Below are 19,657 nucleotides of genomic sequence, written 5' to 3'. Positions count from 1 at the left end.
CGGCCACGAGAGCCGGCCCGCCGCGACGAGCAGGAGCCCGCCGAGGCCGAGGGCGACGAGCGGGCCGGCGGCCGGACGATCCGTCATGAGTGATCTCCGGGATCGAGGACGGCCCGCCCCGCCCGTCGAGGTGAGCGGGGCGGGGCGGGCCGTCCTGGGATTCATCGGGTGGCGAGCGTGGGGGTCACTCGGCCGGGGCGGCCGGGGCCTCGTCCCGGTACCGGGCGTAGCTGGGGCCCTTCTCGGCGAGGGCCTCGAGGGCCTCGGGGCGGATGCGGACCTCGGCCTCCTGGTGGAGCTTGAAGCCGGTGCCGGCGGGGACGAGGTGGCCGAGGATCACGTTCTCCTTCAGGCCGACGAGGTAGTCCACCTTGCCCGCCAGGGCGGCCTCGGTGAGCACCTTGGTCGTCTCCTGGAAGCTGGCGGCCGAGATGAAGCTCTCGGACTGCACCGCGGCCTTGGTGATGCCCAGCAGCTGCGTGCTGGCGGCGGCCGGCTTGGGGCGGACCCACTCGGCCTTGCTGCCGCCGTTCTCCTCGACCCGGCCGTTCTCGGCCTCGAAGGTGTCCCGGGGGACGATGTCGCCGGTCCGGAAGTCGGTGTCGCCGGGGTCCTTGACCTTGACGCAGCCGAGCATCTCCTGATTGGTCCGGCGGAACTCGAACTTGTCGATCACCGAGCCGGGCAGCAGGTTCGTGTCGCCGACCGACTCGATCTTCACCTTGCGGAGCATCTGGGAGACGGTGATCTCCAGGTGCTTGTCGTCGATCTCCACCCGCTGGGCCCGGTAGACGTTCTGGATCTCCCGGAGCAGGTAGCGCTGCACGGCCTCCTCGCCGGAGATCCGGAGGATGTCGTGCGGCACGAGCGGCCCCTCGACCAAGGGCTCGCCGGCGCGGACCCGGCTGCCGGTGTGCACCTTCATGTACTTGCCGTGCGGCACCTGGTGCTCGCGCTCGACGCCCGATTCGTTGCGGACGATGATCACGCGCTTGCCGCGCCGCTTCTCCTCGAGGATCTCGACCTTGCCGTCGACCTCGGCGATGACGGCCGGCTCCTTCGGGCGTCGGGCCTCGAACAGCTCGGTGATCCGGGGCAGGCCGCCGGTGATGTCCATCGTCCGGCGGGCCTCCCGGGGCGTCTTGGCCAGCACGGAGCCGGCCTTGATCTGCTGGCCCTCCTGGACCTCGATGCCGGCCCGCTCGGGGATGTAGTAGAAGTCGAGGATCTTCCCCTCGCCGTCCTCGAGGATGATCTGCGGGTGCAGGTCCCCCTTGTGCTCCATGATGGCGGAGCGGTTGTGGCCGGTGCGCGGGTCCTGCTCGATGCGGAGCGTCTCGCCCTCGATGATGTCCTCGAAGCGGACCTTGCCGCCCACCTCGGCGAGGATCGGGATGTTGTGCGGGTCCCACTCGCAGAGGATCGTGCCCCGGGCGGCCTCCTGGCCGTCCTCGACCATCATGACCGAGCCGTCCGGCACGTCGTACTTCTCCAGCTCCCGGCCCTTGGCGTCGAGCAGCTGGATCTCGCCGTTGCGGGACAGGGCGATCTTCTGCCCCTCGTCGTTGACGACGACGTTGATGCCGACGAGCTTGACGACGCCGTCCCGCTTGGCCCGCAGCTCCTTCTCCTCGATGCCGGTGGTGGCGGTGCCGCCGATGTGGAAGGTCCGCATCGTCAGCTGCGTGCCCGGCTCGCCGATCGACTGCGCGGCGATGATGCCGACGGCCATCCCCTGCTCGACGAGCTGGCCGGTGGCCAGGTCCATGCCGTAGCAGAGCTGGCAGACGCCCAGCGGCGCCTCGCACGTCAGCGGGCTGCGGACCTGGATCTTCTCGACCTGCATCTCCTCGAGCTTCTTGGCCCCGGCGACGGTGATCATCTCGCTCTCGCGGACGACGATCTCGTCGGTGATGGGGTTGACGATGTTCACCCGGCTCACCCGGCCCCGGACCATCTGGCTGATGGCCACCTCGACCTTCTCCGAGGACCCCTTGTAGACGGTCCCCTTGGTGATGCCCTGGGTGGTGCCGCAGTCCCTCATCGTGATGACGACGTTCTGCGCCACGTCGGCCAGCTTCCGGGTCAGGTAGCCCGAGTCGGCCGTCTTCAAGGCCGTGTCGGCCAGGCCCTTCCGGGCGCCGTGGGTGGAGGAGAAGTATTCGAGGACGCTCAACCCCTCGCGGAAGTTGGCCTTGATCGGCGTCTCGATGATCTTGCCCGAGGGCTTGGCCATCAGGCCTCGCATGCCGGCGAGCTGGCGGATCTGCTCGACGCCGCCCCGGGCGCCGGAGTCGGCCATCAGGTAGATCGGGTTGAGGTACACCTCGCCGTCGCGCTCGTCGCTCTTGAGGTCGGCCATCATCTGCTGGGTGATCAGCTCCCGGGCGTGCGTCCAGGCGTCGAGCACCTTGTTGTACCGCTCCAGTTCGGTGATGATCCCGCGCTGGTAGAGCTTGTTGTTCTTGACGACCTCCTTCTCGGCGTCGTCGAGGATCTTCTGCTTGTTCAGCGGCGTCTTCAGGTCGTCGGTCGCGAAGGAGAGGCCCGAGCGGGTCGACTCCCGGAAGCCGATCTCCTTCATGTTGTCCAGCAGCCCGATCGTCTCCCGGCGGCCGAGCATCTGGTAGCAGTCGGCGATGATCCCCTGCAGCTGCTTCTGGCCCAGCGCGGTGTTGTAGTAGGGCATCTTCGGCGGCAGCATGTCGTTGAAGATCACCCGGCCGACGGTGGTGCTGATCACCATGCCGGGGGTGAACTCCTTCTCGCCGTCGCCCCGCAGGGACTTGTGCGCCGGCAGCCGCATCCGGATCATCGCGTGCTTGCCGACCTTCCGCTGGCTGAAGGCCTGGAAGACCTCGGTCGGCGCGGCGTAGACGCCGAACTCCCGGCCGCCGTCCTCCTTGCGGTACTCGCCCGGCTCGCCGGGGCGGTGCACCGTCAGGTAGTAGCAGCCCATGACGATGTCCTGCGACGGGCTGATGATCGGGCTGCCGTTGGCGGGGCTGAAGATGTTGTTGGTCGACATCATCAGCGTCATCGCCTCGACCTGCGCCTCGATCGACAGCGGCAGGTGCACCGCCATCTGGTCGCCGTCGAAGTCGGCGTTGAAGCCGCGGCAGACCAGCGGGTGGATGCGGATGGCGTTGCCCTCGACGAGCACCGGCTCGAACGCCTGGATGCCCATCCGGTGCAGCGTCGGCGCCCGGTTCAGCAGCACCGGGTGGTTCTGGATCACCTCCTCGAGGATGTCCCAGACCTCCTCCGTGCGCCGCTCCAGCATCTTCTTGGCCGACTTGATCGTGTCGGCGTGGCCCAGCTCCTTGAGCCTCCGGATGATGAACGGCTGGAACAGCTCCAGCGCGATCTTCTTCGGCAGGCCGCACTGGTGCAGCTTCAGCTCCGGGCCGACCACGATCACCGACCGCGCCGAGTAATCGACGCGCTTGCCCAGCAGGTTCTCCCGGAAGCGGCCCTGCTTGCCCTTGATCATGTCGGTGAGCGACTTGAGCGGGCGGTTGCTCGACCCCAGCACCGGCCGCTTGCACCGGTTGTTGTCGAACAGCGCGTCGACGGCCTGCTGGAGCATCCGCTTCTCGTTGCGGATGATCACCTCGGGGGCGTTCAGGTCCACCAGCTTCTTGAGCCGGTTGTTGCGGTTGATGATCCGGCGGTACAGGTCGTTCAGGTCGCTGGTGGCGAAGTTGCCGCTATCCAGCAGCACCAGCGGGCGGAGGTCCGGCGGGATGACCGGGATCGCCTCCAGGACCATCCACTCGGGCCGGTTGTCGGAGTCCCTCAGGCTCTCGACCACCTTGAGCCGCTTGGTCAGGTCCTTGATCTTCTGCCGGCTGTTGGTCTCGACCAGCTCCTGGCGGAGGATCTTGGAGAGCTCGACGAGGTCCAGCCGCAGCAGCAGCTTGCGGACGGCCTCGGCCCCCATCTCGGCCTCGAAGGTGTCGCCGTAGTCGGCGCGGTACTTCCGGAACTCCTCCTCGGTGAGCAGCTGCCGCTCCTTGAGGGGGGTGTCGCCGGGGTCGACGACGACGTAGTCCTGGAAGTAGATGATCCGCTCCAGGCTGGTCGTCCGCATGTCCAGCAGGGTGCCCAGGCGGCTGGGCATGGCCTTGAAGAACCAGATGTGGACCACCGGCGCGGCCAGCTCGATGTGGCCCATCCGCTTGCGGCGGACCCGGGAGTGGGTGACCTTGACGCCGCAGCGGTCGCAGATCATCCCCTTGTACTTCATGCCCCGGTACTTGCCGCAGGCGCACTCCCAGTCCTTCTCGGGGCCGAAGATGCGCTCGCAGAAGAGCCCGTCCTTCTCGGGGCGGTAGGTCCGATAGTTGATCGTCTCGGGCTTCTTCACCTCGCCGAACGACCAGCTGCGGATGTCGTACGGGGAGGCGAGCCCGATCTTGACGGCACCGTAATCGTTGATACGATCGTAGGCACTCTCGCCCATGCTCACGGGATTCGCTCCTCTGCACGCCCTCGGGGGCTGCACTTCGCGGGTGGGGTGTCAAGCGGCTCGCGGGGGGGCGGCCGTCGTCGGGAGACGCGGCCGCTTCGATCTGGGTCGGTCGATCCGGCGGCGTCGGGCCGAGGTCTCCTCGGCCCGGGCCCCTTGTCATCCCCCGGTCGCGTCCGGTCGGTCGCTCGGTCAAGTCAGTCGGTCAAACACGCCGGGCTCGATCGCCTCAAGTCGAATCGATGCGATTCGAGCGGCCGGGCCGGCCCCGGGGGCCGGGTCCGGCGTCGGGCCGGGTGGATCGGGTGACCGCGGATCGATTCGGGTCACGTCACGTCACGGCCCGGGAGGCCGGGCCCGCCTCGGGGCGACGGCGAACGGGCCGATGCCCATGCCCCCGTCGTGCCTCCGGGGCGGGCTCGGCCTCCGGGTCCTCCCTGACCGCCACCCGGCCCCGGAGTCCCGGGGGGCGGGGCGATTCGAAGTCGGCCTCGTGCGGTCGATGTCGATGATGGTGGTGGCGATGGCAAGGTCGCTTCGTGCGCGCAGGGCACCGAGGCCCGTCGTCGAGCGACGTCCTCGGCAATTCCGCGGATCGGGTCTGGGCACTGGCGGCTCCGGGCGGTCCTGCCATTGGAGTCGGCATCCGTCGATTGTAATCCGCCGCTCCACCATTTCCAAGGGCATTCCGCTTGACAGGGCCGATTTCGCCGAACCAGCCACCCTAATCCTCCGACACGCCGGCCCAGAAGGCCTCGACCGCGACCGCGATCCTCGGCAGCCGATCGCCCCCAATGGCCTCCTCGCCCCGATCGACACGCTCCTCCCAGCGGGCCCCCGGGCCCTCCCCCCCGCGGAGCAGGACGGCGACCTCCCGCTGCTCCGGGTCGACGATCCAGTCTTCCCGGAGGATTTCGGGGCCAGGGAATCCGCCTTCTCGTCCTCGTAGTCCCGCCTCCTCGATCGCTTCCCCGGCGAGACGACCTCGACGGCGAGGCTCGGCCGGAGCCGCCCCTTGGCGTCCCTCGGATCCCCCTGCACGACGACCGCCACGTCGGGGTGGCGGCCGGACCGGATCTCCTGGGATCACGGAGCGGACCTCGCCGGTCGCGTGCCGGACCATGCGGACGACCTGATCGATGGTGATCGTGATGCCGATCGTGGTCATGAACGCCGCGAAGGCGACGAAGATCAGCCAGCAGGGGAAGCCGCGTGCCGCCCGGCCCGGCCGGCGGAGGCCGCGGTCGTACCTCGGCGACGACGCGACGTGTCCCATGAACCGCCGGCGGATCACGTCGGCCTGCCGATCGGCCCCGGGGGCGGGCTCCCGGGAGGGTCGGGGGGACGAGGACGCCTCCCCGCGAGGGCCGGGGAGGCGTCGGCGTCGGGACGGTCGATCGGACCCGGCCGAGGCCGGCTCAGATCCGCTTCTTCTCGAGCTGCATGTTCAGGCCGAGGCCGCGGATCTCGTTGGTGAGCACGTCGAAGCTGGCGGGGGTGCCGGCCTCCAGCGTGTTCTCGCCCTTGACCATGCTCTCGTAGATCTTGGTCCGGCCCTCGACGTCGTCGGACTTGACGGTGAGCAGCTCCTGGAGGATGTAGGCGGCGCCGTAGGCCTCCAGGGCCCAGACCTCCATCTCGCCGAACCGCTGGCCGCCGAAGCGGGCCTTGCCGCCCAGGGGCTGCTGGGTGATGAGGCTGTAGGGGCCGGTGGCCCGGGCGTGGATCTTGTCGTCGACGAGGTGGTGGAGTTTGAGCATGTAGATGTAGCCGACCGTCACCCGCTGGTCGAACTTGTCGCCGGTCCGGCCGTCGTAGAGCACGGCCTTGCCGTTCTCGGGCAGGCCGGCGTCGAGCAGGCACTGGCGGATGGTCGACTCGTCGGCGCCGTCGAAGACGGGGCAGACGGCCTGGAAGCCGAGCTTGCTGGCGGCCCACCCGAGGTGGGTCTCCAGGATCTGGCCGACGTTCATCCGGCTGGGCACGCCGAGCGGGTTGAGCAGGATGTCGACCGGGTTGCCGTCCTCCAGGAAGGGCATGTCCTCGACGGGGAGGATCTTGGCGATGACGCCCTTGTTGCCGTGGCGGCCGGCCATCTTGTCGCCCACGGAGATGACCCGCTTGGTGGCGACGTAGACCTTGACCATTTGCAGGACGCCCGAGGGCAGCTCGTCCCCGCGCTTCATGCTGTTGAGCTTGCGCTCGCGCTCGTCCCGCAGCGCCTCGACGCGGGGCTGGTGCGACCGGAAGAGCTTGCGGGCCTCCTTCTGGGCCTCGGGGCTGCGGAGGTCGAGCTTCTCCAGGTTGAAGCGCTCGCTCTCCTCGGCCAGCTTGATCGGGTCCTTCTCCCGCCCCAGCGGCTTGCCGGTCTCGGGGTCGGGGATCGGGCCGCCGACGGCCTCCTCCAGGGCCTTGATCATCGCCTTGTATTCGTCGGCGATCCGCTGGCTCTCCAGCGTCTCGACGTCCTTGAGCTCCTTCTCGAAGGCCTTGCGCTCGTCCTCCGAGAGGCTCATCCGCCGGCTGAAGCGGTGGGTGTCGATGACGATCCCCTCGACGCCCGAGGGGACCTCCAGCGAGTCGTTCTTCACGTCCTCGCCGGCCCGGCCGAAGATGGCGTGGAGCAGCTTCTCCTCGGGGGTCAGCTCGCTCTTGGACTTGGGCGCCACCTTGCCGACGAGGATGTCGCCCGGCTTGACGTAGGTGCCGATCCGGACGATGCCGTTGTCGTCCAGGTTCCGCAGGGCCTTCTCCGAGACGTTGGGGATGTCCCGGGTGAACTCCTCCCGGCCGAGCTTCGTCTCGCGGATCTCGATCTCGAACTCCTCGATGTGGATCGACGTGTAGACGTCGTCCATCACCAGGCGCTCGGAGATGATGATGGCGTCCTCGAAGTTGTAGCCGTCCCAGGCCATGAAGCCGACCAGGACGTTGCGGCCCAGGGCCAGCTCCCCCAGGTGGGTGGCGGCGCCGTCGGCCAGCACGGTGCCCACCTTCACCTTCTGGCCGACCTCGACGATCGGCTTCTGGTTCAGGCAGGTCCGCTCGTTGAGGCCGACGTACTTGCGGAGCTTGTAGAGGTGCGTGTCGTCGTGCGAGTCCTTGATGACGATCCGGGTGGCGTCAACGAAGTCGACCACGCCGTCCTGCATCGCCCGGATGATCATGCCCGAGTTCTGGGCGACGGCGTGCTCCAGCCCCGTGGCCACGATCGGCGGCTCGCTCACCAGCAGGGGGACGGCCTGCCGCTGCATGTTCGAGCCCATCAGGGCCCGGTTGGCGTCGTCGTGCTCCAGGAACGGGATCAGCCCGGCCGAGACGCCGACCATCTGCTTCGGGCTGATGTCGACGTACTCGATCGTCTCCGGCTTGACGACGACGAAGTCGCCCTGGAAGCGGGCGATGACGTTCCCCTCCAGGCGGCCCTTCTCGTCGGTGCCGGCGTCCGAGGGGGCGATGTAGACCTCCGACTCCTCGTCGGCCCGCATCAGCACGACGTCCTTGGTCCGCCGGCCGTCGGCGATCTTCAGGTACGGGCTGACCAGGAAGCCGTACTCGTCCACGCCGCCGAAGATGCCCAGCGAGCTGATCAGGCCGATGTTGGTCCCTTCGGGCGTCTCGATCGGGCAGATCCGGCCGTAGTGCGAGATGTGCACGTCCCGCACCTCGAAGCCCGCCCGCTTGCGGTTCAGGCCGCCGGGGCCCAGGGCGGAGAGGCGACGCTCGTGCGTCAGCTGCGCCAGCGGGTTGGTCTGGTCGACGACCTGCGACAGCTCCCCCCGGCCGAAGAAGTATTCGATGGCCGCGCTGATCGACTTCGGGTTGATCAGCGACCGGGGCGTCATGTCCTCGGCGTCCTTCAGGTTCATCCGCTCCTGCACGGTGCGGCGGAGCTTGAGGAACCCCTTGCGCAGCTCGTCGGAGGCCAGCTCGTCGATCGTCCGCAGCCGGCGGTTGCCCAGGTGGTCGATGTCGTCGACGTGCCCCTTGCCGCGCCTCAGGTTGAGGATGTACCGGATCGAGTTCACGTAGTCGGCCGCGTCGAGGATCATCCGATCCTCGGGCACGTCCTGGTTGAACTTGCGGTTGATCCGGAACCGGCCGACCTTGCCGAGGCGGTAGCGGTTCGTGTCGAAGAACTTCTCGTTGAACAACTCCCGGGCCTTCTCCAGCTGCGGCGGGTTGCCGGGCCGCAGCCGCTGGTAGATCCGCAAGAGGGCCGACTCGTGGTCGGTCGTCTGGTCCTCCTGCAGGGACTGGAGGATCAGCGGGTCCCTCGCGTCCTTGAGCACCCCGACCTCGCCCAGCTCGGCGTCGACGAGCACCTGCGCCAGCGCCTTGGAGATGGTCGAGCCGCTGTCGGCCAGCACCTCCCCGGTGTTCGGGTCGACCACGTCGCCGCAGGCGATCCGCCCCTCGAGCTTCTGGGCCGAGTCCTTCTCCGAGGTCGAGATCATCTCCGTCTCGTAGAAGGCGGCCAGGATCGCCTCGTCGGAGGAGAAACGCGGGTCCATCGCCCGCAGCAGTGTCATGGCCGAGAACTTGCCCGACTGGTCGATCCGGACGCCCAGCGTGTCCTTCTTGGTCACCTGCAGCTCGATCCAGCTGCCGCGCTCGGGGATGATCCGGCAGGCGTGCAGCCGCTTCTCGCTGGCCTCGATCTCGACGACGAAGTCGACGCCCGGCGACCGGTGCAGCTGGCTGACCACCACGCGCTCGGCGCCGTTGATGATGAACTCGCCGCCGCCGATCATGATCGGCATGTCGCCGAGGTAGACCGACTCCTCGATCGCCGTCTCCCCCTTGTTCAGGCGGAGCCAGACGTGCAGGGGCTTGCCGAAGGTCAGCCGGAGCTGCCGGCACTCGTCGGGGTCGTAGCGCGGCTTGCCCAGGTCGTAGCGGATGTATTCCAGCTTCAGCTGCTTGTCATACGACTCGATCGGGAAGATCTCCCGGAAGACGCCCTCGAGGCCCGAGTCGAGCCGCTTCTCCGGGGTGGTGTCGGCCTGGAGGAACCGGGCGTAGGAGACCGTCTGGATCTGGGTCAGATCCGGGATGGGATACTCGTCCTCGATCCGGCCGAAGTTGCGGGGGGGGAGGGGGGTGATCCGCCTGGCGCTGCTGGCGTAGGGCATCGGGTCGCGCTCCTCGAGGGGAGAAGAAGGGCCGGGGCGGTTCGCGGGCGTCGTCGCGTCGGGTCGGCCGGTCCCGGGCCGGTCGGCTGGCTCGCGGTCGCTGGTCGGGGGGCAGGGGGAGTCGGGATTCTCGACGGTCCGGGACGGGGAGGCGGCCAGTCCGATCCGGCCGGGAGGGCCCGGGGCGATCGTCCCGGGGCCCCGGCTCCGCTTCGGCGCACCGGCAGGCCCCGGCCGGCCCGATCGGCGCCCGATCCTCGGGGCGCCGGCCGGCCCGGCCGGGGCGGTCCTGGGGGAGTCGTCTCGGGGTGGCCTGCCGCCCGGCCGGGCCCCCGGCCTCGGCGATCGTCCGAGGGGGCGGGGGGAAATGGCCGGGCGGCCGCCGGGTGCGGCCTCAACAATGGTACAGGGGCGGGGAAACGGGCAAGGCCCGCGTCACTTGATGCTGACGGTGCCGCCGGCCTCCTCCAGCTCCTTCTTGAGCTTCTCGGCGTCCTCCTTGGAGATCCCCTGCTTGATCGCCTTGGGGGCGCCGTCGACCAGCTCCTTGGCCTCCTTCAGGCCCAGGGCGGTGGCGGTCCGGACGACCTTGATCACCTGGATCTTCTGGGCGCCGGAGTTCTCCAGGATGACGTCGAACTCGGTCTTCTCGACGGCGGCCGGGCCGGCCTCGGCGGCGGCGGCCGGCGCGGCGGCCACCGCGGCGGCGGCGGCCTTGATGCCGTGGACCTCCTCGAGGTAGTCGCCCAGGGCCTTGGCCTCCAGGACGGTCAGCTTGACGATCGACTCGCCCAGGGTCTTGATGTTCTCGGCGAACTCGCGGGCGGGGGCATCGGCGGTGGCCATCGTGCGGCGGTCCTTTCGTTCGATTCGATCGGGCCGGCCCGGCGGGTCTCGACGCCGGTCGGCCTGGCTTCGTGGGGGGGTGGGGATGGGGTCCTCGGCGGTCCGCCCGATGCTCGGCCCGGGCCCGCCCGCCGGTCCCCCGTCAACGCGACGAATGTGTCTGCGAGGATGACGTCACGGGGTCGGGGACGCGGCGGTCAGCCGGCGGCCTCGCCCTCGGCGGCCGGGGGGGCGTCCGCGACGCCCTCGCCCTCGCCCTCGCCCTCGGCGCCCTCGGAGAGCGTCCTGAGCTGGCCGAGCAGGCCGGAGGCCGGGGCGTTGGCGAGGCCGACCACGCGCTGCGCCGGGGCCAGGGCGAGGCTGGCGACGCGGCCGATCAGCTCCTCCCGGCTCGGCAGCTTCGTGATGTCCTCGACCTCCGCCGGCGAGATGATCACCCCGTCGACGGCGCCGCCCTTGATCTTGGGCTTCTGGAGCTTCTTGACCTGGCTGGAGATCTCCTTGGCCAGCTCGGCCACCCCCTCGCCCCCCCAGGCGGCCACGCTCGGGCCGCTGAGGTACTTGCGGAGGTCGCCGATGCCCAGCTCGTCGAAGATCCGGCCGGCCAGGGTGTTCTTGAGCACCTTGATGCGGATCGACTTCTTGCGCAGGTCGTCCCGCAGCCGGGTCTCGCTGATGGCATCCAGGCCGCCGAGGTCCAGCAGCAGCACCGATCGCGTCCCGTCCAGGTCGCGCCGGAGCTGGTCCATCATCAGCTCTTTGACGTACTTGCTCATCGTTCAACGTCGGCCGAGGGCCGCCTCCTGGTGGGTGCCGGACCTCGGCTCAGGCGACGACCCGGATGCCCGGGCTCATCGTGGCCGAGATCGTGACCGACCGGACGTACAGGCCCTTCGCGGCGGCCGGCTTGACGGTCTTGAGGTGGTTGAGGAACGCCTGGATGTTCTCGATCAGCCGCAGCTCGTCGAAGCTCAGCTTGCCGACCGGGGCGGCCACGTTGCCCCCCTTGTCGTTGCGGAACTCGATCTTGCCCGCCTTGAACTCGCGGACCGCCGAGGCGATGTCCGTCGTCACGGTCCCCGACCGCGGCGACGGCATCAGGCCCCTCGGGCCGAGCACCCGCCCCAGCGGGCCGACGATGCCCATGACGTCCGGCGTGGCCAGCGCCACGTCGAAGTCCATGGTCCCGCCCTTGATCTGCGCGGCCAGGTCCTCGGCCCCGACGATGTCGGCGCCGGCCTCCCTGGCCTTCTCGGCGTTGTCGCCCTGGGCGAAGACCGCCACGCGGACGCTCTTGCCGATGCCGTGCGGCAACGCCACCGACCCCCTGACGTTCTGGTCGCTCTGCCTGGGGTCGATCCCCAGGTTCGTCGAGACCTCGACGGTCTGGTCGAACTTCGTGGTGCCGAACTTCTTCAGCGCCGCGACCGCCTCGTCCAGCGACAACGGCCCGGTCGGGGCCTGCTGGATCAACGCGCGGAAGCGCTTCGAATGCTTGGGCACGTTCGCTCTCCTGTCCGGGGAAAGCTGCCGCCCCTCGGTCGCACCCGGAGGCCCGATCCCGATTGAGTCTCGGGGGGTCGGTCGCCGGGACGCCGGGACGCCCGTGGCCCGCCGAGGGCCTCCCCCGGCGGGCGGTCGCGCCGGGGCGGGCGGGCCGGTCCGCCCCCGGGGGGCGGCCGGCCGGTGATCCGATCGGGAGCAGGCGGGCGGGGGGATGCGGGAGGCCGGGTCCGAGCGGGAGACGCCGGGAGACCCGGCCCGGGGAGGGGCGACGGCCCTCGCCCCCGGGGGGTCGGGCGCCCGCCGTCCGCGGCCCCGCATCCGTCACCCGAGATCCGTCATCCCGCGCCCCCCGACGGCCCGGGGGCCGTCCTCAACCCTTGACCTCCACGCCCATGCTCCTGGCCGTGCCGGCGATCAGCCGCATGGCGTGGTCGATGTCCCGGGCGTTCATGTCCTGGAACTTGGTCTCGGCGATCTGCCGGACCTGGTCGGCGCTGACGCTGCCGACCTTGGTCTTGTGCGGCTCGGCCGAGCCGGAGGCGATCCCGGCGGCCTGCTTCAGCAGCACCGCCGCGGGGGGGCTCTTGGTGATGAATTCGAACGAGCGGTCGTTGTAGACCGTGATCTCGACGGGGATCGTCGTCCCCTTCATCTCCTTGGTCCGCTCGTTGAACTGCATCACGAACTGACCGATGTTCACGCCGTGCTGGCCCAGGGCCGGGCCCACCGGGGGGGCCGGGGTCGCCTGCCCGCCGGGGCACTGAAGCTTGATCTTGGCCGTGACCGTCTTCGCCATCGCTCTCTCACGCTCCGGGGCAGTAGGCAGGGGGCAGTAGGCGGTGAAGGGAGGGCGGGAGGGGAGGGCCCGGTCGATCGGCCCCGACGCCGGCCGCCGACCTCCTGCCGCCCGACCCGGGGTCGATCAGACCCGCTCGACTTGCCAGTATTCCAGGTCCACGGGGGTCGGCCGGTTGAAGATGATGAGCATGACCTTGACCAGGCCGCGCGCCTCGATGACCTCCTCGACGTTCCCCTCGAAGTTCTCGAACGGGCCTTCCTTGATCTTCACCCGGTCGCCGCGCTCCAGGTCGATCTTCGGGACGGCCTTGGTCTCGCCCGGCTCCTCGGGCTTGAGGATCTTGTCGATCTCGGCCTGGCTCATCGGCGTCGGCGTGCCGTGGGCGCCGACGAAGTCGCCGACGCCCGGCGTCTCCCGCACCACGAACCAGGTCTTCTCGTTGAGCTCCATGTGGACCATGATGTAGCCCGGGTAGCTCTTGCGCTCGACGGTCCGCTTCTTGTTGTTGCGGATCTCCGTCACCTTCTCCTTGGGCACGACGATCTGGCCGAAGAACCGGCCGAGGTCCTGGATCTTCACCCGGCGCTCCAGGGCGTCCCGGATCGTGTCCTCCCGGCCGCTCTGGACCTTCAGGACGTACCAGACCAGCTCCGGGGGCGACTCGTCGTCCTCATCCTCCTCGACCGCGACCGACGCGACGGCCCCGAGGGGCCCCTCGTCTTCCTCGTCGGCGTCTACATCTTCGTCGTCGTCTTCCTCGTCGGCGGCGGCCGGGGCGACCCCGCGGGGGTCCTCGTCGCCGTCGCCCGACTCGTCCCCGACGAGCCGCCCCCGGGCCTCCTCGACGCCCGCCTCGGCCTCGTCGGCGCGGGCCTCGGCGGCCGACGAGCCCGGCCCCTCGACGTCGGGGGTGCCGCCGTCGGGGGCCGATTCCTCGACCTCGTAGAGGTTCGACGGGCCCAGCGCCGGGCCGGACTCGGGCTCCGACTCGGCGGCGGGGCCCGGCTCGTTCGGCTCCGATCCCGGGACCGGCTCGGGCTCGTCGTGATCGTCGGGGGTCGTGCTCATGCCGGCAGTCGGGGGCTCGAGAGGTCGGTTCGTTCGGAGCGGGGAGGGGGAGCGAGCGGGGAGCGGCCGGGACGGGACGGGGCCCGCCCGGCCCGGTCGATCATCAGCCGGCCGAGCCCATCGCCTCGCCGGTACCGGCGGTGACGTTGAGCACGCCGATCCAGCGCAGCAGGGTCATCCAGAGCTGGTCGATGCCGAAGAGGAAGAGCGAGATCATCAGGACCGTGATCAGGACCACGGCCGTCGCCTTCTTGAGGTCGTCCCGGCTGATCCAGGAGACCTTGTTCATCTCCGCCTGGGTCGCGATCAGGAAGTCGGCGAACGGCGGGTAGTGGACGATCCGGAAGCTCAGCCAGGCGAAGGCGGCGGCCAGCGTGCCGGCCAGGCCGTACCGGACGGGGATGGCCAGGCCGTCGAGCGTGTCGAAGAGCCGCCAGACCCCCACCAGCAGCAGCGACGCGGCGCCGATGCCGGTCCAGAGCCGGGCGTGCCAGCCCTGCATCGGCTTGTACAGGCCCGAGCCGAACAGCGTGGCCCAGAACCGGTTGGCCCGCCTGCCGGGCTTGCCCGCCTTGGGGGCGGGCTTCGACGAGCGGGCCTCCGCGGCCTCATCCTTCACCTTGCCCATCCGCCCGCCCTCCCCAGAAAGCTCGCGTCGGCTTGCCCTGCCCGGCCGCCCTGCGGTGCCGCGGCCTGCCGACGACCAAAGGATCCTTCGACTCCGACCGCGCCCGGCCGGCCGCCCCGACCGACGCCGCCGGGACGCCCGGGGCCGGCATCGGGACGGGCCCGGGGCCCGGGCCGGCGTCCGCGGAGCCGGCCCGGGCCCCGGGCCCGTCGGGATCGCGATGCGTCGCGTCGCATCGGACCGACTCGCATCGCGACGGCCCGGCCGCCCCCGGGGACCTGCCCCCGGCCGCGTCGGAGCAAACACGAGCGGAGGGAATCGAACCCCCAACCCCCGGTTTTGGAGACCGGTGCTCTACCAGTTGAGCTACGCTCGTACGACTCGCACCGGGCCCGGATCGGATCAGGCCCCCGGCGCCGGCCCGCCCCCCCCATCGGACGACCCGGCCGACGCGGCTCGCCGCGTCGGCCGGGGATTCGAGGTCGAGGGGTCGGCGGCGGCCCGGCCGCCCGGCCCGATCGGGCCGGGACGGCGTCACTCGAGGATCTTGGTGACGACGCCGGCGCCGACGGTCTTGCCGCCTTCCCGGATGGCGAATCGGAGGTTCTCCTCCATGGCGATCGGGGCGATCAGCTCCACCGTCATCTTGATGTTGTCGCCCGGCATGCACATCTCGGCCTCGCTGCCGTCCTCGGACAGCAGGTTGACGATCGTGCCGGTGACGTCGGTGGTCCGGAAGTAGAACTGGGGCCGGTAGTTCTTGAAGAACGGCGTGTGCCGGCCGCCCTCGTCCTTGGAGAGGACGTAGACCTCGGCCTCGAACTTGGTGTGCGGCGTGATCGAGTTGGGCTTGCAGATGACCTGGCCGCGCTCGAGCTGGTCCTTCTCGACGCCCCGCAGCAGCAGGCCGACATTGTCGCCCGCCTGGCCCTCGTCGAGCGTCTTCTGGAACATCTCGACGCCGGTGACCGTCGTGTCCATGTTGGCGCCGAAGCCGATGATCTGGCACTTGTCGCCGACCTTGACGATCCCGCGATCGATCTTGCCGGTGCCGACCGTGCCCCGCCCCTTGATGGAGAAGACGTCCTCCACCGGCATCAGGAACGGCTTGTCGACGTCCCGGACCGGCTCGGGGATGTAGCTGTCCATCGCCGCAACGAGGTCGAGGATCGGCTTGGCGGCCGCGTCGTCCTTCGGGTTGTCGTAGGCGGGCTTGGCCGAGCCCCGGACGATCGGGATCTCGTCGCCGGGGAACTTGTAGTGGGTCAGCAGGTCGCGCAGCTCGAACTCGACCAGCTCCAGCAGCTCCTCGTCGTCGACCAGGTCGACCTTGTTGAGGAACACCACCAGGGCCGGCACGCCGACCTGGCGGGCGAGCAGGATGTGCTCGCGGGTCTGGGGCATCGGGCCGTCGGCGGCCGACACGACCAAGATGGCGCCGTCCATCTGGGCGGCACCGGTGATCATGTTCTTGATGTAGTCGGCGTGCCCCGGGCAGTCGATGTGGGCGTAGTGCCGACTCTCGCTCTCGTACTCGACGTGGGAGACGGCGATGGTGACCGTCTTGCTCGCGTCACGGACGGTGCCCCCCTTGGCGATGTCGGCGTACGACTTGGTCTGCGCACCGCCACGGGCCCCCAGCACCGCCAGCAAGGCGGCGGTCAGGGTCGTCTTGCCGTGGTCGATGTGCCCGATCGTGCCGACGTTGACGTGCGGCTTGGTGCGAACGAAGGTTTCCTTGGCCATCGGTTGCTTCCCGTCGTCTCCTGGTCCTGGAAAGCGAGGTGGGTGGGGGGTCCGCCCATCGCCCCGCGCGTCCGGCGGTCCTGGGCCGCGATCCGACCCGGCCGGGTGCCGGGACGGGCTTCCGCCGAGCTTCGAGCGGCGCGGGCCTTACTCTCGGGGTGGATCAATGCTCGGGTAACGTGGTCGGTCGATTCGTCGTCGCAAAGCTGCCGGTGGGATTCGAACCCACGACCTCGTCCTTACCAAGGACGCGCTCTACCAACTGAGCCACGGCAGCGTATTTCGATTCGGGCGGTTTCGGGCGGTCGTCGCGGTCGAGGTTCCAAAGGGGCCGGGTCTCGGGCGGGCGGGTGATCGCGTCGAGGGGCTCGCCTCGGGCCGATGTCGGCCACCCGGGAGAGCGGGTGATGGGAATCGAACCCACGCAGCCTGCTTGGAAGGCAGGGGCTCTACCACTGAGCTACACCCGCTTCGGTCCGGTCGGGTCGGGCAGGCAATCACCGTCGAGTCGCGACGATCGGGCAATCCTCCGGTTCTCGCTCGTCCTCGCCTCGCCGGCCGATCGGGCCGGGGGCGGGGCAGGGGAGTGGGTGGTGCAGGATTCGAACCTGCGAAGGCTGAGCCACCAGATTTACAGTCTGGCCCCTTTGACCGCTTGGGTAACCACCCGATTCGACATCGACTCGAACTGCGACCGACTGACCCACCGCGATCGTCGTTTCGACTCCCGGGACCGCCCGGGCGGTGCGGGCCCGGCAGAGCTGGCGGTGAGACTCGAACTCACAACCTACGGTTTACAAGACCGTTGCTCTGCCAGTTGAGCTACGCCAGCGTTCGGTAGGCGGCGGAAAAATCAGACTCTACCCGGGCCGGTGCCCGATTGCAAGCGGATTTTCCGCCCTCCGGGCAAACCCGGGTCCGGACGACGACCGGGCCGTCCCGGGCCGAGATCGGCAGATCCTACCGCGACCGGCGGGGGGGTCGCAAGGGGGAGGGGACGGCCCTTCATGGGGCCCATTGCCCTTCCCGGGAGTTCGACACGGGCGTCCGCCGACCGGTTCGCAGGGGGAGGGGGGAAACGGCCCCCCGGGGACAACGAAGGGCCGGGGGGAGACACCCCAGGCCCTTGATCGATCGGACGGACGGCGGCCCGGGGGGGCCTCAGAACATGGGGAGGTCCATGCGCTCCTCGACGGCGATCCGGCGCAGCTTCTCCTGGGCCCGGCTCTCGATCTGCCGGACGCGCTCCTTGGTGATCCCCAGCTCCTTGCCGAGCTGCTCCAGGGTCATCTCGCGGCTGCCGTCCAGGCCGTATCGGCTGATCATGATCCGCCGCTCCCGGTCGTCGAGTCGTCCGAGCATCCCCTGGACCGCCTCCACGTTGCGGCGGTGGGCGACCTCGTACTCGTGCTCGTCGATCCGGCCGTCGGCGGCGCTCTCGAACATCTCCTCGTGGCCGGTGACGAACCGGTCCCGGCGGTAGTTCTCCTCGGGGATCGTCCGGGCGAAGTTCTTCATAATCGCCCAGCTCGCGTAGGTGGAGAACTTGTTGCCCCGGGAGTAGTCGAACTTCTCGACCGCGCGGATCAGGGACATGTTGCCGTCGGAGACCAGCTCGAAGAAGTTGTTGCTCGGCCCGACGTGCCGCTTGGCGATCGAGACGACCAGCCGGAGGTTGGCCCGGATGATCTGGTTCTTGACGGCCAGGGCGTCGTCCTGCAGCCGCTCGATCTCGTCCAGCTCGGCGGTCTTGGCCTTGGTGGGGTCGAGCTTCTCGCGGAGCAGGTGGGCCCTGTACTTCAGGAAGTTCATCTTGCGGAAGAGGTGGGCCTCCTGCTCCCGGGAGAGCAGGGGGACCTCGTAGAGGCTGGCGAGGTACGGCGGCAAGCCCTTGGGGGCCTTCACCTTGCGGGGGGCCTTCCCGTCGGCCGGCACCGGCATCTCGGCGAGGATCTCCGGCGCGGCGGCCTTCTCGTCGAAGCTGGGGTGGTGCATGAACTCCAGCTTCGCCTCGAGCAGCCGTGTGGCCCGAAGCTCGTTGAGGATGCGGTAGATGCTCGACTTGGTGCGGCCGTACTGCTTGGCCAGCACTTCGGCCGAGGTCCCGGTGCGGTACCTCCGGTAGATCTGGGACCTGGCTTCCTCGTCCAGCGGGCCGGCCGAGGGGGGGAAGATCGCCCGATCCGGATGGTCCCTGTCGTACGTCTTGAGCGTCATGCGGATGGTCTCTGGTGAGCGGGACATCTTTCTTGCGATCCTCCGGGCGATCTCGGCGGGCGTGGCCTGCCGGACCGCGGCCATGCGGCGGGCGCGACGGATGATCCCCTCGCGTTCCGCGTCGGACAACTGACTGAATCTGGTCCCGCGATCGACCTGCTCGCGGTGCTCCGTCACGAATCGGGCCAGGCTCGACTCCCGGAACCCGACCTTGATCCGGCCGTCCACCTTCACGTGCCGGGCCACCAGCCCCTGGCGACGCCAACGGTTGACGGTCCGGGTCGAGACCTGGTATCGGCGGCCGACCTCCTCGACGGTGAGGACCGGCCCCTCCACCTCCTCCACCGGCTGCCCGACGGTCCGGGACAGGTCCTCCACGTAGAGCCGGAGGTCGTGCCGGACGTCGCGGCCGGGCAGCGTGAGCATCGAGGAGGAGTCGGCCCGATAGCCGGTGATCCGGTAGCAGAGGTACTCGAAGGGGTAGGCCTTCTCGGTCTCGATCTCCGACAGCAGGCCCTCGGCGCGGTCGAGCTGCTCCAGCAGTCGGGCGCGGGCGGCCACGCGAGCCTGCTGGTCCATCAATTGCCGGAGCGCCGGGTGGCGATACGCCTGGCTCATCCTTCGATCACTCCCCGCCGGGCCCGATCCGGCCCCGGCCCCCTCGCGTCCCTCGACCATCCGACGAGGTGAGTCCTCTCCCCCTTACGGACGCATCCCGGACTGTCAGAGTTTCCGTGTCCTTTTTTCGACGGGAAGGCCCCCGAAGTTCGACCCCGGCGTCCGAATCGAGCCGAACCGACTCGCATACCCGTCAAGAGGACATCCAGCCGGCCGAAGTTCACCGGTTCGCCGATCGGAATCGCCGACGGGCTCGCCCCGGCTTCCCCTGCAAACGGGATTCCCCAGGGCCCACCCCGCCCGGCGATCCCGCCGAGAATCTCGACACAAATCGCTTCAAAGAAATAACTTGAGCTGAATTCCTGCCCGACACCGTGCGGCGACCGACGGCGAGGCGATCGGCCCGGCGAAACCGATCTTGCAAGGCGGAGGGGCCGTCGGGGGCCTCCCGAGGACCGGGTCACGAGATGGACGGAGATCCCCCCTCGGGTATTCGTGGTTGCACGCATTCGCGTGACCGGATTCCCCGGATTTTTTCGGGTCTGCGGCCGATCTGGTCGAAATCGGAAGCGGGGACGCGTCACCAGGTCGCAGGAGGCCAGGGCCGACCTCATCCAAGCAGA

General features: G+C 69.5%; 11 protein-coding genes and 5 tRNA genes. All 16 read right to left on the bottom strand.

The genetic code is table 11. From position 1 onward, the window contains the following. Positions 1–184: 184 nt before the first annotated feature. Complete coding sequence (gene rpoC / locus ElP_RS00540) at positions 185–4,471, bottom strand: DNA-directed RNA polymerase subunit beta' (RefSeq protein WP_145266268.1); 4,287 nt, start codon at positions 4,469–4,471, stop codon at positions 185–187. A 724-nt stretch (positions 4,472–5,195) separates the two neighbouring features. Further along, positions 5,196–5,765 (bottom strand): hypothetical protein, encoded by a 570-nt coding sequence (locus ElP_RS00535; RefSeq protein WP_145266266.1) that lies wholly within the window; start codon positions 5,763–5,765, stop codon positions 5,196–5,198. A gap of 124 nt (positions 5,766–5,889) precedes the next feature. Next, positions 5,890–9,606 (bottom strand): DNA-directed RNA polymerase subunit beta, encoded by a 3,717-nt coding sequence (gene rpoB, locus ElP_RS00530; protein ID WP_145266264.1) that lies wholly within the window; start codon positions 9,604–9,606, stop codon positions 5,890–5,892. 435 nt (positions 9,607–10,041) lie between these two features. Next, positions 10,042–10,452: a 50S ribosomal protein L7/L12 gene (gene rplL / locus ElP_RS00525; protein ID WP_145266262.1), complete on the bottom strand. Its 411-nt coding sequence runs from the start codon at positions 10,450–10,452 to the stop codon at positions 10,042–10,044. Between the two features lie 197 nt (positions 10,453–10,649). Next, positions 10,650–11,228, bottom strand: a complete 579-nt coding sequence (gene rplJ / locus ElP_RS00520) for a 50S ribosomal protein L10 (protein WP_145266260.1) — start codon at positions 11,226–11,228, stop codon at positions 10,650–10,652. Positions 11,229–11,277: 49 nt separating this feature from the next. Then, on the bottom strand, positions 11,278–11,955 hold the full coding sequence (gene rplA, locus ElP_RS00515; RefSeq protein WP_145266258.1) for a 50S ribosomal protein L1: 678 nt from the start codon (positions 11,953–11,955) through the stop codon (positions 11,278–11,280). A gap of 373 nt (positions 11,956–12,328) precedes the next feature. Beyond that, entirely contained in the window at positions 12,329–12,754 is a 426-nt protein-coding gene (rplK, locus tag ElP_RS00510; protein WP_145266256.1) for a 50S ribosomal protein L11, read from the bottom strand. A 126-nt stretch (positions 12,755–12,880) separates the two neighbouring features. After that, positions 12,881–13,825, bottom strand: a complete 945-nt coding sequence (gene nusG, locus ElP_RS00505) for a transcription termination/antitermination protein NusG (RefSeq protein WP_145266254.1) — start codon at positions 13,823–13,825, stop codon at positions 12,881–12,883. 103 nt (positions 13,826–13,928) lie between these two features. Beyond that, the gene (gene secE / locus ElP_RS00500) at positions 13,929–14,453 is read right to left on the bottom strand and encodes a preprotein translocase subunit SecE (protein WP_145266252.1); all 525 of its coding nucleotides are present in this window, start codon (positions 14,451–14,453) and stop codon (positions 13,929–13,931) included. Positions 14,454–14,756: 303 nt separating this feature from the next. Beyond that, positions 14,757–14,829: transfer RNA gene (locus ElP_RS00495), tRNA-Trp, on the bottom strand. 158 nt (positions 14,830–14,987) lie between these two features. Then, entirely contained in the window at positions 14,988–16,199 is a 1,212-nt protein-coding gene (gene tuf, locus ElP_RS00490) for an elongation factor Tu (protein WP_145266250.1), read from the bottom strand. 204 nt (positions 16,200–16,403) lie between these two features. Continuing rightward, positions 16,404–16,476: transfer RNA gene (locus tag ElP_RS00485), tRNA-Thr, on the bottom strand. A 122-nt stretch (positions 16,477–16,598) separates the two neighbouring features. Beyond that, positions 16,599–16,669: transfer RNA gene (locus ElP_RS00480), tRNA-Gly, on the bottom strand. A gap of 117 nt (positions 16,670–16,786) precedes the next feature. Then, a tRNA-Tyr gene (locus tag ElP_RS00475) sits at positions 16,787–16,868 on the bottom strand. Positions 16,869–16,958: 90 nt separating this feature from the next. After that, positions 16,959–17,031, bottom strand: a tRNA-Thr gene (locus ElP_RS00470). 329 nt (positions 17,032–17,360) lie between these two features. After that, positions 17,361–19,034 carry a sigma-70 family RNA polymerase sigma factor gene (locus tag ElP_RS00465; protein ID WP_145266248.1) on the bottom strand — a complete coding sequence of 558 codons (1,674 nt, stop codon included), beginning with the start codon at positions 19,032–19,034 and terminating at the stop codon, positions 17,361–17,363. Between the last annotated feature and the right edge of the window lie 623 nt (positions 19,035–19,657).

Source organism: Tautonia plasticadhaerens (assembly GCF_007752535.1).
In the GTDB taxonomy this organism is placed as follows: Bacteria; Planctomycetota; Planctomycetia; order Isosphaerales; family Isosphaeraceae; genus Tautonia; species Tautonia plasticadhaerens.
The sequence above is the reverse complement of the archived record's forward strand: the minus strand, read 5'-3'. Positions and strand labels throughout refer to the sequence as shown.

Bases quoted from the DNA above. Each gene is read 5' to 3' on its own strand.
- rpoB (WP_145266264.1), bottom strand. From the start codon at position 9,606: ATGCCCTACGCCAGCAGCGCCAGGCGGATCACCCCCCTCCCCCCCCGC.
- rplL (WP_145266262.1), bottom strand. From the start codon at position 10,452: ATGGCCACCGCCGATGCCCCCGCCCGCGAGTTCGCCGAGAACATCAAG.
- rplJ (WP_145266260.1), bottom strand. From the start codon at position 11,228: ATGAGCAAGTACGTCAAAGAGCTGATGATGGACCAGCTCCGGCGCGAC.
- rplK (WP_145266256.1), bottom strand. From the start codon at position 12,754: ATGGCGAAGACGGTCACGGCCAAGATCAAGCTTCAGTGCCCCGGCGGG.
- nusG (WP_145266254.1), bottom strand. From the start codon at position 13,825: ATGAGCACGACCCCCGACGATCACGACGAGCCCGAGCCGGTCCCGGGA.
- secE (WP_145266252.1), bottom strand. From the start codon at position 14,453: ATGGGCAAGGTGAAGGATGAGGCCGCGGAGGCCCGCTCGTCGAAGCCC.
- tuf (WP_145266250.1), bottom strand. From the start codon at position 16,199: ATGGCCAAGGAAACCTTCGTTCGCACCAAGCCGCACGTCAACGTCGGC.
- ElP_RS00465 (WP_145266248.1), bottom strand. From the start codon at position 19,034: ATGAGCCAGGCGTATCGCCACCCGGCGCTCCGGCAATTGATGGACCAG.